At 32.1% G+C, this 16410-nt stretch carries 12 protein-coding genes and 1 riboswitch; of the genes, 9 read left to right on the top strand and 3 right to left on the bottom strand.

Going from position 1 to position 16410, the window contains the following annotated elements:
- Nucleotides 1-57 precede the first annotated feature (57 nt).
- Nucleotides 58-3510, bottom strand: a complete 3453-nt coding sequence (locus BA195_RS05570; protein WP_068703252.1) for a pyruvate carboxylase — start codon at nucleotides 3508-3510, stop codon at nucleotides 58-60.
- Between the two features lie 132 nt (nucleotides 3511-3642).
- Complete coding sequence (asnB, locus tag BA195_RS05565; RefSeq protein ID WP_068703963.1) at nucleotides 3643-5307, bottom strand: asparagine synthase B; 1665 nt, start codon at nucleotides 5305-5307, stop codon at nucleotides 3643-3645.
- 253 nt (nucleotides 5308-5560) lie between these two features.
- Nucleotides 5561-5761: riboswitch (cobalamin riboswitch) on the top strand.
- 161 nt (nucleotides 5762-5922) lie between these two features.
- On the opposite strand from asnB, the gene BA195_RS05560 reads away from it, so the two are divergent.
- From BA195_RS05560 to BA195_RS05520, 9 genes are all read left to right on the top strand, one after another.
- Nucleotides 5923-6942 (top strand): DUF5074 domain-containing protein, encoded by a 1020-nt coding sequence (locus tag BA195_RS05560; protein WP_068703250.1) that lies wholly within the window; start codon nucleotides 5923-5925, stop codon nucleotides 6940-6942.
- A gap of 205 nt (nucleotides 6943-7147) precedes the next feature.
- A complete protein-coding gene (locus tag BA195_RS05555; protein WP_068703248.1) occupies nucleotides 7148-8539 on the top strand; it encodes an anthranilate synthase component I family protein in 1392 nt (463 codons plus the stop codon).
- An 89-nt stretch (nucleotides 8540-8628) separates the two neighbouring features.
- Nucleotides 8629-9207, top strand: a complete 579-nt coding sequence (locus tag BA195_RS05550; RefSeq protein ID WP_068703247.1) for an anthranilate synthase component II — start codon at nucleotides 8629-8631, stop codon at nucleotides 9205-9207.
- A 45-nt stretch (nucleotides 9208-9252) separates the two neighbouring features.
- Complete coding sequence (trpD, locus tag BA195_RS05545) at nucleotides 9253-10242, top strand: anthranilate phosphoribosyltransferase (RefSeq protein WP_068703246.1); 990 nt, start codon at nucleotides 9253-9255, stop codon at nucleotides 10240-10242.
- A gap of 68 nt (nucleotides 10243-10310) precedes the next feature.
- The gene (gene trpC, locus BA195_RS05540; RefSeq protein ID WP_068703244.1) at nucleotides 10311-11099 is read left to right on the top strand and encodes an indole-3-glycerol phosphate synthase TrpC; all 789 of its coding nucleotides are present in this window, start codon (nucleotides 10311-10313) and stop codon (nucleotides 11097-11099) included.
- 69 nt (nucleotides 11100-11168) lie between these two features.
- On the top strand, nucleotides 11169-11807 hold the full coding sequence (locus tag BA195_RS05535) for a phosphoribosylanthranilate isomerase (RefSeq protein ID WP_245662320.1): 639 nt from the start codon (nucleotides 11169-11171) through the stop codon (nucleotides 11805-11807).
- A gap of 82 nt (nucleotides 11808-11889) precedes the next feature.
- On the top strand, nucleotides 11890-13065 hold the full coding sequence (gene trpB / locus BA195_RS05530) for a tryptophan synthase subunit beta (protein WP_068703239.1): 1176 nt from the start codon (nucleotides 11890-11892) through the stop codon (nucleotides 13063-13065).
- Nucleotides 13066-13175: 110 nt separating this feature from the next.
- Nucleotides 13176-13940 carry a tryptophan synthase subunit alpha gene (gene trpA / locus BA195_RS05525; protein WP_068703238.1) on the top strand — a complete coding sequence of 255 codons (765 nt, stop codon included), beginning with the start codon at nucleotides 13176-13178 and terminating at the stop codon, nucleotides 13938-13940.
- Nucleotides 13941-13958: 18 nt separating this feature from the next.
- Entirely contained in the window at nucleotides 13959-14387 is a 429-nt protein-coding gene (locus BA195_RS05520; RefSeq protein WP_245662319.1) for a GNAT family N-acetyltransferase, read from the top strand.
- A 57-nt stretch (nucleotides 14388-14444) separates the two neighbouring features.
- Here the strand turns inward: BA195_RS05520 and BA195_RS05515 are convergent, their stop codons facing one another.
- Entirely contained in the window at nucleotides 14445-16406 is a 1962-nt protein-coding gene (locus tag BA195_RS05515; RefSeq protein ID WP_068703236.1) for a YgiQ family radical SAM protein, read from the bottom strand.
- Nucleotides 16407-16410 lie beyond the last annotated feature (4 nt).

Below are 16410 nucleotides of genomic sequence, written 5' to 3'. Positions count from 1 at the left end.
GACAAAAACAAAAAAAACCTTACTAACGCAAGGTTTTTATATCAGAAACAAAAACTTTTACGTTAGTTTTAACACTAAATCTTCTGAATTTACCATAATCCCTGCTTTTAAAATAAGCTCTTGAACTACTCCTTCTTCATTTGCCGTAATTGTAGTTTCCATTTTCATCGCTTCAATAATAAATAAAGGCTGATTTTTACTTACTTTTTCTCCTTTTTTAACCAATATTGTTGACAACATTCCTTGCAACGGTGCTCCAATTTCTTTTGGTTCACTTTTATTAGCTTTAACGTGTGCTACTTTATCAATCTTTATTGACTCATCTTTTATTAAAACTGTTCTACCTTGTCCATTTACTTTAAAGTAAACTTTCACCATTCCGTCTTCATTTGGTCTTCCTACAGAATCTAACGTAATTAACAAGGTTTTACCTTTATCTAATTCGACAATGATTTCTTCACCTCTTTCCATTCCATAGAAAAAATTCTTAGTTGGAAGGTTTAGTAAACTATCGTATTTTAAATGCTTATTGTAAGCCTCTGTAAATACTTTTGGATATAATTTATAGGATAAAAAATCCGTAAAATCTATAGGACGACTTAAATCGTTTTCAAATATTTTCTTGAAATCTTCATATTCAGCTTCAATATCTAAAGGTGCTATATGAGCGTTTGGCCTGTCTGTGTAAGGTGTGTCATCTTTTAAAATTAACTTCTGAAGGTCTTTTGGAAAACCACCAACTGGCTGTCCTAAATCTCCCTTAAAAAAACTAACTACTGATTGCGGAAACGAAATAGTATCACCTCGTTCTAAAACATCTTGTACCGTTAAATTATTACTTACTAAATACTGTGCCATATCTCCAACTACTTTAGAACTTGGAGTAACCTTAACAATATCACCAAAGAGTAAATTTACATCGCCATACATTTTAGTGATTTCGTGGAATCTATCTTCTAAACCTAATGCTTGCGCTTGTGGCTTTAAGTTAGAATATTGTCCACCAGGAATTTCGTGTTTAAAAACCTCTCCTGATCCTGCTTTTAAACCAGATTCGAACGGGTAATAATATTCTCTAACCGCTCCCCAATAATTAGAATATTCATTTAAAGAATCGATGTTTAAATCATTTTCGCGCTCATTAAACTTCATCATTTCAGCAACTGAATTAAAGTTGGGTTGCGAAGTTAACCCAGACAATCCACCTAAAGCCACATCAACCACATCAACCCCAGCCTCAATAGCCTTTAAATAGGTTGCTGATTGAATTGACGAAGTATCATGCGTATGTAAATGAATTGGAATATTTATTTCTTCTTTTAATGCCGAGACTAATTCATATGCGGCATAGGGCTTTAACAAACCTGCCATATCTTTAATTGCTAAAATATGCGCTCCTGCATTTTCAATATCTTTAGCTAAAGAAGTGTAATATTTAAGATTGTATTTTGTATTCTTCGGATTTAATATATCGCCTGTATAACAAATTGAAGCTTCTGCTAATCCTTGTGTTTTATTTCTTACATGTTCTATACACGGAGCTATAGATTTCATCCAATTTAAAGAATCGAAAATTCTAAAAATATCTACTCCATTTTCCCATGATTGCTGCACAAAACTTTCAATCAAATTATCAGAATAAGCCTTATACCCTACTCCATTTGAACCTCTAAGTAACATTTGCAACAATACATTTGGCATTGCCTTACGCAGTAACTGTAAACGTTCCCACGGATTTTCTTGTAAAAAACGCATACAAACATCAAAAGTAGCACCACCCCAAACTTCCATACTAAAGATATTCGGATTGTTTTTTGCGTAACCTTCTGCTACTTTTAGCATATCATACGTACGCATTCTAGTTGCTAATAAACTTTGATGTGCATCTCGCATGGTGGTATCTGTAAAATGAACTTTCTTTTCATTTTTTAACCATTGCGAAAATTTATCAGGCCCTAACTCTGTTAACAAATCTTTAGTTCCTTTCGGATAAGCTGCATTTGCATCAAATTTTGGAACGATTGGTTTTACAAACGTTTTTGTTGTATCTATTTTTTTAACATCCGAATTTCCGTTTACAATCACATCACCTAAATAGGTAACTAATTTTGTTGCTCTATTTCTAGGCGCTTTAAAATTGAATAAATCAGGATTTTGCTTAATAAAATTTACTGTTACCGCTCCTTTTCTAAAAGTATCGTGTTTTAAGATATTATCTAGAAACGGCATGTTGGTTTTTACACCTCTAATTCTAAATTCAGCTAAGGCTCTACGAACTTTTCTGCAAGCTCCATCTAAAGTTCTACTATTTGCTGTAACCTTAACTAACATAGAATCAAAAAATGGCGAAATAATTGCTCCTTGATACACACTACCTGCATCTAAACGGATTCCGAATCCAGAGGCACTTCTGTAGGTAGTAATTTCTCCATAATCTGGTTTAAAATCGTTTTGAGGATCTTCAGTTGTTATTCTACACTGCAAAGCATAACCATTAACTTTTACAGCTTCTTGATTTGGTATTTTTATTTGCTGATCAGCTAATTTATATCCACCTGCTATAAACAATTGTGTTTTTATCAAATCGATATTTGTCACAACCTCGGTAACTGTGTGTTCAACTTGAACCCTTGGATTTACCTCAATAAAATAAATTGAGCCATCATCATCAACCAAAAATTCAACGGTACCAATATTGTTATAATTTACCGCTTTACAAATGTTGATTGCATATTTATAAAGTGCGTCTTTTGTATCTTGATTTAAATCGAATGATGGTGCAAATTCAATTACTTTTTGGTAACGACGTTGCACAGAACAATCGCGTTCAAAAAGATGCACTGTATTTCCGAAATTATCGGCTACAATTTGAATCTCTATGTGTTTTGGATTTTCTACATACTTTTCAAGAAAAACAGTATCATCTCCAAAAGCATTTAAAGCTTCTCGCTTACTCTCAACAAATGCTTTTTTTAGTTCATCATCATTTCTTATAACACGCATTCCTCTTCCACCACCTCCAGAAGCGGCTTTTAACATAATTGGGTACCCAATTTTTTCGGCCTCACTCAATGCTGTTTCAATATCAACCAAAGGGTTTTCATTACTTCTAATAATAGGAATATTATTAGCTACAGCCACTTTTTTTGCCGTTATCTTATCTCCTAAAGATTTTAAAACAGAAACTTTTGGCCCTATAAAAACAATACCATTATCTTCACATTTTTGAGCAAGATTTGCATTTTCAGACAAGAAACCGTATCCAGGATGTATAGCATCTACGCCACTCTCTAATGCAACTCTAATTAGCTCATCAATATTTAAATACGGTTTTAAAGGCTCGTTATTTTCTCCTATTTGATAAGATTCATCAGCCTTATAGCGATGCAATGAATAACGATCTTCAAAGGTATAAACTCCAACTGTTTTAACGTTAATTTCGGTACAGGCTCTAAATATTCTAATAGCTATTTCTCCCCTATTGGCAACAAGTACTTTTTTAATTTTCATTTTTACTAGTGTGTGTGTTTATAATATTTCAGCGAACATTCGCTGTAAAGATAACAAACGCGAATTAAACAATCAATTTATTTTCTAAACAAGAATGACATACCTCATTAATAATCAAGATTAATGCAGCGTCTAATAAGCATCAGCATGCACATTCATAATTGCTCTACCCGATGGTTCGTTCATATTTTTAAATGCCTCATCCCACTCTAAAGCTGTAGCTGTACTACAAGCAACACTTGCTTCTTGCGGTACACTTAATGCTGCTGTATCACTTGGAAAATGCTCTTCGAAAATAGATCGATAATAAAATTCTTCTTTATTTGTTGGTGTTTGAATTGGAAACCTAAACTTAGCATTTGCCAATTGCTCGTCTGTCACCTCCTTTTCTACTACTTCTTTTAAAGTATCAATCCAACTATAACCAACACCATCTGAAAATTGTTCTTTTTGTCGCCAAGCAACACTTTCTGGTAACATATCTTCAAAAGCTTTACGAATCACCCACTTTTCCATGCGCTCTCCGTTAATCATTTTGTCTTGCGGGTTTATACGCATAGCAACATCCATAAATTCTTTATCTAAAAATGGCACACGCCCTTCAATTCCCCAAGCCATTAAACTTTTGTTTGCTCGTAAACAATCATACATGTGTAATTTGTCTAATTTACGAACAGTTTCTTCATGAAACTCCTCTGCACTTGGAGCTTTATGAAAGTATAAATAACCTCCAAAAATTTCATCCGCTCCTTCACCAGATAACACCATTTTAATTCCCATTGATTTAATAACACGTGCCATTAAATACATTGGTGTTGATGAACGAATTGTAGTAATATCATAGGTTTCAATATTATAAATCACATCTTTTATAGCATCTAAACCCTCTTGAATGGTAAACTTTATTTCGTGATGAATTGTACCTATATGATCGGCAACTTTTTGTGCCGCTGCCAAATCTGGAGAGCCTTCTAACCCAACTGAAAAAGAGTGTAACTGCGGGTACCAAGCATCTGACTTATCATCAGATTCTATTCTTTTTTGAGCATATTTTTTTGCAATAGCAGATGTTACTGATGAATCTAACCCGCCTGAAAGTAAAACGCCATAAGGAACATCAGACATTAATTGCCTATGAACTGCTGCTTCTAGCGCTTCTTTAACCTCAGCAATACTCGTTTCATTTTCTTTTACCGCCTCATACTCACTCCAATCTCTTTTATACCATTGTATAAACTTTCCGTCTTTGCTTGACATATAATGCCCTGGGGGAAATAATTCTATTTTTGTACAAACTCCCTCCAAAGCTTTTAATTCAGAAGCCACATAAAAAGTTCCGTTTTGATCCCAACCAATATATAATGGAATGATCCCCATATGATCACGTGCAATAAAATATTCATCTTTTTCTACATCATACAACGCAAAACCAAAAATTCCGTTCATATCATCAATAAAATCAACACCTTTTTCTTTATACAACGCTAAAATCACCTCACAATCAGAAGCTGTTTGAAATTGATAAGAACCATCTAATTGTGTTCGCAATTCTCTATGATTGTAAATTTCTCCGTTGGCTGCAAGAATCAATTTTTTATCAGCACTAAATAATGGTTGTTGCCCTGAAGCAGGATCAACAATTGCCAAACGCTCATGCGTCATGATTACTTTATCATCACTATAAACACCACTCCAATCCGGACCTCGATGTCTAATTTTTTTTGACATTTCTAATAACTGAGGTCTTAAAACTTTTGAAGATTCTTTTAAATCAAACGCACATACAATTCCACACATAACTTTTATATTTTTTATTTTCTTTTCAATTTTAAATAGAAAAGAAGTTTGTTTTTTATTTATAATTATGATACAAATAACCGAATGAAGTTTCATTATAAAAACAAATATTTTATTTTTAGTTTTAAATATAAATTTAAATATAAATTTATATATAAAAATGTAACTTTTACAATCATTTTTAATTAAATAAGCTTACTTTTTATATGAATGACATGAATATACACTTGCAAAATTTTATTAATTAATAAAACTGAAATATATTTGCGGCGGTTTTTCTTTATGTTTATAAAGTAAATTAAAAGGGAATTAGGTGAAATACCTAAACTGTACCCGCAACTGTAAACTTTAAGCCTAATTTATTGGCTACTTGTTATGTTCTTACGCCACTGTTTTTACGGGAAGGCTATAACAAGATGTAAGTCAGGAGACCTGCCAAAAATATTCATTAGTTTTTACTTTCGGGATTAAAAGTAATTGCAAACAATCTTATACATTTAACTATATAACAATAAATTAGGTATTGATGTTTATAGATGTATAATTACGTTTTTAAAATTTAAAATTAATTATAGAATGACACGTATTTATAACGTACTATTACTGTGCCTTACTATGGCATTTTTTTCATGTTCTGAAGATTCAAAAGAACCTGAACCTATTTATGACAACTCTTTTATTTTAACTTTTGAAAGTGATAAAACCACAATAGGCCACCTAAATGAAAAACAAGAATTTACCGCAAAAGTATATGAATCTTTAAATGAAAATACAATTTCTTTTTCAGAGTTCGATAAGCAATTATTTTTAGTAAGTCAAAATGGCCCTGCTTATGTAGCTAAACTAAATTTAGAGAATTTAAATTCAGAAATGGAAATTACAAACTCCAAGGTAACAAGTCCCTCTTATTTAACTATGTTTTCTGAAACTGAAGGATTAATGATATCAACCGGAGGAAGAGGAAGAAGAAGAACTTACAATTTATCTTATTTTGACGTTACCAATGGAATAGGAGAAAAAATAGATGAAATATCAACTAAAGTTTTATACGCTAAATCAGCACTTTTAGTAGACAACAAAAATGTTTTAATAGCAGATGATAAAGAACTAAAAATATTAGATATAGATAATAAATCTATTAAAGTTCAATTAACTTTTGAAGACGCTATTTGCGGAATTTTTAAAGACAAAGACAATATAATTTGGTTAGTCACAGAAAAAAGAACTGGAGATGCCAAAATCATTAGTTTGAATACAGATTATTCGATAAAAGAAACAGTAACCGTAAACGACCCTACTCTTAATTTATTTAAAACAAGCATGTTTTCTATGAATAAGACAAGTAACCACATATATTGGTCAGAAGTAGCCACAGGATTAGTGTATCGTTTTAACACAGAAACTAAAACTATTGAAGAGTTTGCAAACCCATCAACAAACAACATTTTATTAACTTCTGTAATAAGAGAACACCCAATTACTAAGCAAGTATATGTATTAGGTTTTGAAGATTTTTTTGATACAGAAAAAAGTGTATTAATAATATATAATCAAGATAAAACTGTTTTTAAAACAATCAAAAACGTAGGAAACTCTCCCATAGACATTTATTTTTCAAATGTTAAATATGAATAACATTTTGTAACAAAATGCATTTTTAATAAAATAAATTTTGCAAACACAAAAACACTTTATACATTTGCCATATAATGACGAAACAAAACAACATATGGTGGTGGAACTCTCTTAAAAATTAAGTGAGAAGAAACCTATATGTATATATTATAAAGAAAAGGCTTATCTCACGATAAGCCTTTTTTTGTTTTTTAAGCATAAAAAAATGAGTAAAACAACATTTAAAACAATTAGCAAAAAGCGTATTTCAGACACCATTACTCCAGTAGGTTTGTACTTACGGTTTAGAGATAAATATGCCAACACACTACTATTAGAAAGCTCTGACTATCACAGTAAAGAAGAAAGTTTTTCGTTTATAGCTATTGATCCTATAGTAACTATGAAAGTTGAAAACGATGCTTTTGTAGTTTCAAAACAAGGAAAAATTGTAACCAAAAACACCATCAACAAAAACTTTTACAGCTTGTTTGATGATTTTTCAAAATCAATCACCTTAGATTGTCCTGACGAATTAAAATCATTCAACGGATTATACGGATATTCAACTTACGATAGCGTTCAGTATTTCGAAAACATACAACTAAACGTAAAAGATGCGCCGTCAAAAATACCTGTAATGCAGTACAGTTTTTATCGATTTATTATCGCCATTAATCATTTTAACGATGAAATGACGTTGATAGAAAATATTGAAGCAGGAACAGCATCGAGAATTTCAGAAATTGAAACCATCATTAAAGCACAAACATTTAACACCCAAAAGTTTGAAATTGATGGAACAGAAACTTCAAATTGCACTAACGACGATTTTAAAGAATATGTAGTAAAAGCAAAAGCACATTGTAAACGTGGCGATGTTTTTCAATTAGTATTATCACGCCAATTTCAACAAAAATTTAAAGGAGACGAATTTAATGTGTATCGAGCATTACGCTCTATAAATCCTTCACCTTATTTGTTTTATTTCGATTATGGCTCTTTCAAATTAATGGGTTCTTCACCTGAGGCACAAATTAAAATAAATGCAGGAAAAGCAATCATCAATCCAATTGCTGGAACCTTTAGAAGAACTGGCGACATGGCTGAGGATATTAAGTTAGGCAAAAAGTTATCAGAAGACAAAAAAGAAACAGCCGAGCATGTAATGTTAGTTGATTTAGCCAGAAACGACCTAAGTAAACACGCCGAAAACGTAAAAGTTGAAGTTTTTAAAGAAGTACAATATTTTAGTCACGTAATTCACTTAGTATCTACCGTGCAAGGTAAAATTAAAGGAAACCCTATTGAAATAGTGGGTGACACCTTTCCTGCCGGAACCTTAAGCGGCGCGCCAAAATACAAAGCCATGCAGTTAATTGACACTTACGAAAATCAATCGCGCGGATTTTATGGTGGGGCAGTCGGAATCATCGGTTTAGATGGTTCGGTAAATTTAGCCATCGCCATTCGCTCTTTTGTTAGCAAAAACAACGTTTTGTATTACCAAGCAGGTGCCGGAATCGTAATTCATTCCGACGAAGAAAAAGAATTACAAGAAGTAAACAATAAATTAGCAGCCTTAAAAAAAGCATTGACTTTAGCCGAAAATATTTAGGGCGTTCGAGCGGGCTTTACACTATATCTTTTTATTAAAAAAAATAAAAAGGATGCCGTTTCAATCCCTAACGCAAAAACAAACAAAAAATGAAAATATTAGTACTAGACAATTACGATTCATTTACCTACAACTTGGTACACATGGTAGAAGATATTACAGGTAATTTGCCTGATGTATATAGAAATAACGAAATTTCGATTGAAGAAATCGAAAGATACGATGCTATTATCTTATCACCAGGTCCTGGAATTCCAGACGAAGCAGGCATCTTAAAAGATGTTATAAAATACTACGCTGGTAAAAAACCTATTTTTGGCGTTTGCTTAGGTCTACAAGCAATAACAGAAGTTTTTGGAGGTAACATTGTAAACATGGGCGAAGTATTTCATGGTGTAGCTACAGAAATGGAAATCACAAAAAAAGACGCTATTATCTTTAAAGATATTCCTACAAAATTTGAAGCCGCAAGATATCATTCTTGGATTGCTACTCATAAAAATTTCCCTTCACAAATCAGCATCACAGCGGTAGATGAAGATGGTGGAATACAAGCCATAGAGCACAATACATTTAACATATCCGCAGTACAATTTCACCCTGAATCAATATTAACAACAGTAGGCGAGCAAATTGTTAGAAACTTTATTAACAACGCAAAAAAGTAATCGTTACACAAAAAACATTTTTGCCAACAAAGTAATAAACAACAAATGAAAGATATTTTAAACAACTTATACCAGCACAAAAAGTTATCAAAAACCGAAGCCAAACAAGTATTAATTGATATTACTTCAGGTAAATTTAACGAAGCACATTTAGCCTCATTCATGACTGTTTTTATGATGCGACCAATAACTGTTGATGAACTTTCAGGTTTTAGAAACGCTTTAGTAGAGCTGGCTATAAAAGTAGATTTTTCTGATTACAACACCATTGATATTGTTGGTACTGGTGGTGATGGTAAAGACACCTTTAACATATCAACCCTGACTTCTTTTATTGTTGCCGGAACCGGACAAAAAGTAGCAAAACATGGTAATTATTCAGTTTCATCACAATCTGGGTCATCTGATATGTTAGAAAGTTTTGGATATCAGTTTACCAACGATGAAACCGTTTTAAAATCACATTTAGAGCAAGCAAATATTTGTTTTTTACACGCTCCTAAATTTCATCCAGCAATGAAAGCCGTAAGTGCTACCAGAAAAGCCTTAGCGTTAAAAACATTTTTTAACATGTTAGGTCCTTTAGTAAATCCTAGTTCACCTAAAAACCAACTATTAGGAACCTTTAATTTAGAAGTAGCTCGTTTGTATAATTATATTTTACAAGAGGAAAATACAAATTATGGTATTGTTCATACCTTAGATGGCTATGATGAAATATCTTTAACAAGTGGATTTAAATTGTTTACCAAAAAAGGAGAACAATTAATAAACCCTGAAGATTTAAATCAAAAAAGAATTGAACAATCTGCTATCTTTGGAGGAAAGTCTGTTGCTGATGCCGCAAAAATATTTAAAAATATTATTAACGGAAATGGTACCGAAGCTCAAAATAGTGTAGTATTAACAAACGCAGCATTCGCTTTGAAAATTGTTAATGACAAGAAAAGTTTTCAAGATGCTTACGAAGAAGCAAAAGATTCTTTGTTAGGATTAAAAGCAAAACAAACATTAGAAAAATTAATAAATTTATAAATAAAAAAGTTCTCGATACTATTTTCTCATAAAATCGAAAATCACTCGAAGTGACAAAGAATAGCAATATGACAATACTAGATAAAATAATCGCGTTTAAAAAAACAGAAGTCGCTAAAATAAAAGCTGAAATTCCTGTTAAAAAATTAGTTGAAAGCCCTAATTTTAAAAACGAATCTTTCTCATTAAAAAAATCGTTACTTACACCAAATTCAACAGGAATTATTGCCGAGTTTAAACGTCAATCTCCTTCTAAAGGAATTATTAATGATAAAGCTACCATTGCCGATGTAACCAACGGATATTTAGATGCTAACGTTGCAGCGCAATCTATTTTAACGGACACTTCTTTTTTTGGCGGTACCATGGCAGATTTAATGGAAGCTAGAGTTATTAATCAACAAACACCTATTCTTAGAAAAGATTTTATTGTAGACGGATTTCAAATTGTTGAAGCCAAAGCAATTGGTGCTGATGTTATTTTATTAATTGCCGCTTGTTTAACAGCCCAAGAACTAAAAAATTACGGACAACTAGCTAACGACCTAGGTTTAGAGGTTTTATACGAAGTGCATACACAAGAAGATTTAGATAAAATTAACGATTTAAACAATAAAATTATTGGTATCAATAACCGTAATTTAAAAACTTTCGAGGTAGATTTAGAGCACTCAATAAAATTAGCGAACCAAATTCCAGACACTTGTATTAAAGTTTCTGAAAGTGGTATTTCAGACCCAAGAATTATAACAGGTTTAAAAGAACATGGTTTTCAAGGTTTTTTAATTGGTGAAAACTTTATGAAAACTAATAATCCAGGCGAAGCTTGTAAAGATTTTATTAATCAAATACGATAATTACAAACTTTATACTGAACTTACCTCAGTATCTCATTATAGAAAAGCATGAAACTAAAAGTCTGCGGAATGAAATACATAGAAAATATCCAACAAGTTGCCATGTTGCAACCTGATTATTTGGGATTTATTTTCTATGAAAAATCTAAAAGAAATTTTGAAGGAATTATTCCTGAGCTACCTAAGGAAATTAAAAAAGCGGGGGTTTTTGTAAATGAAATCCCTGAAATTGTGGTTTCGTTAGTTGAAGAATATGGTTTAAACATGGTGCAATTACATGGTGATGAAACCGCAGAATACATTCAACAATTAAAAATTATTTTTAAAGAAAGTATTTCTGAAAAACATCAAAAAGCAAAATACAAAACACCTGAAATTGTAAAAGTATTCGGTATTAAAAACGAATTTAATTTCGAGATTTTAAAACCTTATGAACAAATTGTTGATTATTTTTTATTTGACACCAAAGGAAAAGAAAGAGGTGGCAATGGAATCACATTTAATTGGAAGGTTTTAGAAAAATATCCTTTTACAAAACCTTTTTTTTTAAGCGGAGGAATTGGGCTTAATGAAACAAAGGAGGTAAATAAATTACAATCAAAAAAACTACCTATTTATGCCTTAGATGTAAATAGTAAATTTGAAACAACTGTTGGTTTAAAATCAGTTGAAAAAATAAAAAAGTTCAAACAAGAGTTAAAACTATAATAAAAACCAGTCAAGCTAAACTTGTTGTAACTTCTCATTACGAGATTCCTGTTTACACAAGAATGACAGAAAGATATATCAAATGAAATTTCAACCTAACAAAGACGGTTATTACGGACAATTTGGAGGTGCATTTATACCTGAATTGCTATACCCAAACGTAAAAGAATTAGAAGATAATTATTTGAAAATTTTAGAATCTGAAGCATTTCAAAATGAATATAAAGACTTATTGCAACATTATGTTGGCCGACCAAGTCCGCTATACTTAGCAAAACGTTTATCTGAAAAATATGGAGCAACCATTTATTTAAAACGAGAAGATTTAAATCACACAGGAGCACATAAAGTAAACAACACTATAGGTCAGATTTTAGTTGCAAAACATTTAGGGAAAACTAAAATCATTGCTGAAACTGGTGCTGGTCAACACGGAGTTGCAACCGCTACAGTTTGTGCTTTAATGGGTTTAGAATGTACTGTTTTTATGGGTGAAATTGATATTGAACGTCAAGCTCCAAACGTAGCTCGTATGAAAATGCTTGGCGCTAAAGTTGTTGCTGCCACAAGCGGAAGTAAAACCCTAAAAGATGCTACCAATGAAGCAATTCGCTATTGGATTCAAAACCCTGATACTTATTATCTAATAGGCTCGGTTGTAGGCCCGCATCCTTATCCTGATATGGTAGCGCGTTTGCAAGCTGTTATTTCAGAAGAAATGAAAATTCAATTAAAAGAACAAACTGGTAAAGAAAACCCTGATACAATTATTGCCTGTGTTGGAGGTGGCTCTAATGCTGCAGGTGCTTTTTATCATTATTTAGAGGATAAAGATGTAGAATTAATTGCTGTAGAAGCAGCTGGCCTAGGAGTTGATTCTGGCGAAAGTGCTGCCACTTCACAACTAGGAGAAGTTGGTGTAATTCATGGTAGTAAAACTATTTTAATGCAAGATGAATACGGACAAATAATTGAACCATATTCTATTTCTGCAGGACTAGATTACCCAGGTGTTGGCCCTTTACATGCTTTTTTGTTTGATGAAAAAAGAGCTACATTTATGAATGCTACTGATAAAGAGGCACTAGAAGCTGCTTATGAATTAACAAAAATAGAAGGAATTATCCCTGCGCTAGAAACCGCACACGCTTTAGCCGTTTTACCTAAGATGGATTTAAAAGGGAATCAAGTAATTGTTATTAATTTATCAGGAAGAGGCGACAAAGATTTAGAAACGTATATTAAACATTTAAAATAGCTGTCGCATCGAGTGAATTTGTGAAAAATGAACAAATTAGTATCGAGATGTAATTAGTTTTCGATATATTTTCTTTCAGGAAATACTCGAACTGACATAAAAATTAAATAATGAACTCAATTCAACAAATATTTCAGCAAAAAAATAAAAATTTATTATCAATTTACTTTACTTCTGGTTTTCCTAAATTAAACGACACAACAAAAGTTATTTCTGAACTTTCAAAAAACGATGTTGACTTTATTGAAGTAGGTTTACCCTATTCTGATCCATTAGCAGATGGCCCAACAATTCAGGATAGTAGCCAAATTGCATTGCAAAACGGAATTAATTTAGATGTGATTTTCGACCAACTTTTATCAATAAAAAACACCAACAAAACACCTTTAGTTTTGATGGGCTACTTAAATCAGATGCTAAAGTATGGTGAAGAAAAATTCTGTCAAAAAGTAAACGAATGCGGAATTGACACAGTTATTATTCCTGATTTACCAATGATTGAATTTGAAAATCATTATCAACAATTATTTGATAAATACGGAATCAATAACGTGTTTTTAATAACACCACACACCTCTGAAGAGCGAATTAAAAAAATAGATTCTTATACTAAATCATTTATCTACGTAGTTGCTAATGCAAGTATTACAGGTGCAAAAGGTGAAATTTCACAACAACAAATCGATTATTTTAACCGCATAAACGCAATGCAATTACAAAGTAATTTAATTGTAGGTTTTGGTATTTCTGATAAAAAAACTTTTTCAACTGCTTGTAATTATATGAACGGAGCCATAATTGGTTCTGCTTTTATCAAAAATTTAGGTAAAGAAGGTGTTGAAGGAATTGCTCCTTTTATAAAATCAATTCGATAAATTTTAATCATATTATCATTGAAAAACAAACGCTTTGAAATTAAAGAAATTTCTATTGTTGAGACTTTACATATTCGACACAAAGTTATGTGGCCAAACAAACCATTAACCTATGTTGAGTTACCAGACGATAAGAACGGAAAACATTTGGGTTTGTATGTAAACGACACGCTAACATCAATAGTTTCATTATTTACTGTTAATAATGAGGTACAGTTTCGAAAATTTGCAACACTAGTTGAATTTCAAGGATTGGGATACGGAACAGTTTTATTACAAAAAGTAATCGTATCAGCAAAAAAAGAAGGAACCCGTAAATTATGGTGCAATGCTCGAGTAGAAAAATCAACCTTCTATGAAAAATTCGATTTAAAACCAACCAATAAAAAATTTGAAAAAGGTGGGATTCAGTATATCGTAATGGAACGCTTATTTACATCAAGTTAAGAAAACAAAAAACTCAGTATATTTAGATAATACTGAGTTTTTTTATGTTAAAAGCTTTTACCTTCTCTTCTTACTATAATTTCCTTTCGATTTTCTTCTTGAATTTCGAGATTTCGGATTAAACTTTTCTACCGTATCATCAAACGTATTTTTTGCTTTACCTGCTTTATTTTTCTTCCACGAAGTATCTTCAGGCAATAACTTTTTTAATAAATCGTTACGTCCAACTTTAGTTAACGTATCTTTAATCCACTTTCTATTCTCCTTTTTATACCAAAAAAAGAATTTATGTTGATCTTCTTTTTCTTTAGCTGTTTTAGGCGTTTTTGTTGGTTTCAGAGTGTATGGATGGTAACCACTATAATAAATTACCGTAGCAACTGTCATAGGTGTTGGCGTAAACCCTTGTACTTGCTCTAACTGAAAACCCATATCTTTAGTTTCGGCAGCTAAATTTGCCATATCTTCTTTTTCACAAGCTGGATGACTTGAAATAAAGTAAGGAATCAACTGAAGTTTTAATTTCTTTTTTATGTTGATACGATCAAATCGTTCTTTAAATAAATGAAAATATTTAAACGATGGCTTACGCATCAATTTTAAAACAGGATCAGAAGTATGTTCTGGCGCTACTTTTAAACGACCAGAAACGTGCTTTGTCATCACCTCTTCGGTATACGCATCTAACTCTTTCGGATCCGCATTTTTATTAAACTCAGGCACTAACATATCGTGCCTGATTCCACTTCCTATAAATGATTTTTTTATCTTCGGATGTGCATCTACAGCTTGATATAATTTTGTTAGCGGCTTATGAGAAGTATCTAAATTACTACATATTACTGGCGATATACAAGAAGGTGCCACACATTTATCACAGATAGATTGTATTTTACCTTTCATCTTATACATATTGGCAGAAGGTCCGCCAATATCAGATAAATAACCTTTAAAATCGTCCATTTGCGCAACGGCATCCACTTCTTTTAAAACAGATTCTTGACTACGACTGGCAATAAATTTTCCTTGATGCGCAGAAATTGTACAAAAACTACAACCTCCAAAACATCCACGGTGAATATTTATTGAAAATTTAATCATTTCAAACGCAGGTATTGGCCCACGCTTATTATATTTTGGATGCGGCAAACGTGTAAAAGGCAAATCGAAAGAAGCATCAATTTCTTTTTCAGTCATGGTAGGATATGGCGGATTTATCATCAGCTTCTTATCACCTACTTCTTGAAAAATACGACGCGCATATAATTTATTCGACTCCTGCTCTATTACTTTAAAGTTTGATGCGTATGCTTTTTTATCTTTTAAACACAATTCATGCGAATTGATATCAACATCTTTCCAATTTTTATTCTTCGGAATTTTCTCTCCTTCTTCAACAAAAACAGCTGTTTGTTTTATGGTTTTTAAGCTCGAAAACGGAACACCTTTTTGCAGTAACTCAACAATTTCACGCAACGGTTGTTCTCCCATTCCGTATACCAACATATCCGCTTTAGAAGTTTCTAAAATTGTTGGCAATAACTTATCTGACCAGTAATCGTAATGAGTTACACGACGTAATGAAGCTTCAATACCTCCAATTAATACCGGAACGTCTGGAAATTTTTCTTTTAAAATTTTTGAATAAACCGAAGTAGCGTAATCTGGTCTAAAACCTTTATCACCATTTGGAGTATAAGCATCCTTATCTCTACGACGTTTACTTGCGGTGTAATTACTTACCATCGGATCCATACATCCACCAGTAATGGCAAAAAATAAACGCGGGGTTCCTAACTTTTCAAAATCCTGTAAGTTATCGTTTACACTAGGTTGTGGTACAATGGCTACTTTTAGCCCGTAACTTTCTAGTATACGCCCAATTACTGCAGGACCAAATGATGGATGATCTACATATGCATCTCCACTAAAAAGAATTACATCTAATTCTTCCCATCCTCTTAACTTAACCTCCTTATTTGTAGTCGGTAACCAATCTGAAACTCGTCTTATTCTCATGCCG

The organism is Tenacibaculum soleae, assembly GCF_001693415.1.
GTDB lineage: Bacteria > Bacteroidota > Bacteroidia > Flavobacteriales > Flavobacteriaceae > Polaribacter > Polaribacter soleae.
This window is presented reverse-complemented; position numbering and strand designations above follow the sequence as displayed.

Bases quoted from the DNA above. Each gene is read 5' to 3' on its own strand.
- BA195_RS05570 (WP_068703252.1), bottom strand. From the start codon at position 3,510: ATGAAAATTAAAAAAGTACTTGTTGCCAATAGGGGAGAAATAGCTATT.
- asnB (WP_068703963.1), bottom strand. From the start codon at position 5,307: ATGTGTGGAATTGTATGTGCGTTTGATTTAAAAGAATCTTCAAAAGTT.
- BA195_RS05560 (WP_068703250.1), top strand. From the start codon at position 5,923: ATGGCATTTTTTTCATGTTCTGAAGATTCAAAAGAACCTGAACCTATT.
- BA195_RS05555 (WP_068703248.1), top strand. From the start codon at position 7,148: ATGAGTAAAACAACATTTAAAACAATTAGCAAAAAGCGTATTTCAGAC.
- BA195_RS05550 (WP_068703247.1), top strand. From the start codon at position 8,629: ATGAAAATATTAGTACTAGACAATTACGATTCATTTACCTACAACTTG.
- trpD (WP_068703246.1), top strand. From the start codon at position 9,253: ATGAAAGATATTTTAAACAACTTATACCAGCACAAAAAGTTATCAAAA.
- trpC (WP_068703244.1), top strand. From the start codon at position 10,311: ATGACAATACTAGATAAAATAATCGCGTTTAAAAAAACAGAAGTCGCT.
- BA195_RS05535 (WP_245662320.1), top strand. From the start codon at position 11,169: ATGAAATACATAGAAAATATCCAACAAGTTGCCATGTTGCAACCTGAT.
- trpB (WP_068703239.1), top strand. From the start codon at position 11,890: ATGAAATTTCAACCTAACAAAGACGGTTATTACGGACAATTTGGAGGT.
- trpA (WP_068703238.1), top strand. From the start codon at position 13,176: ATGAACTCAATTCAACAAATATTTCAGCAAAAAAATAAAAATTTATTA.
- BA195_RS05515 (WP_068703236.1), bottom strand. From the start codon at position 16,406: ATGAGAATAAGACGAGTTTCAGATTGGTTACCGACTACAAATAAGGAG.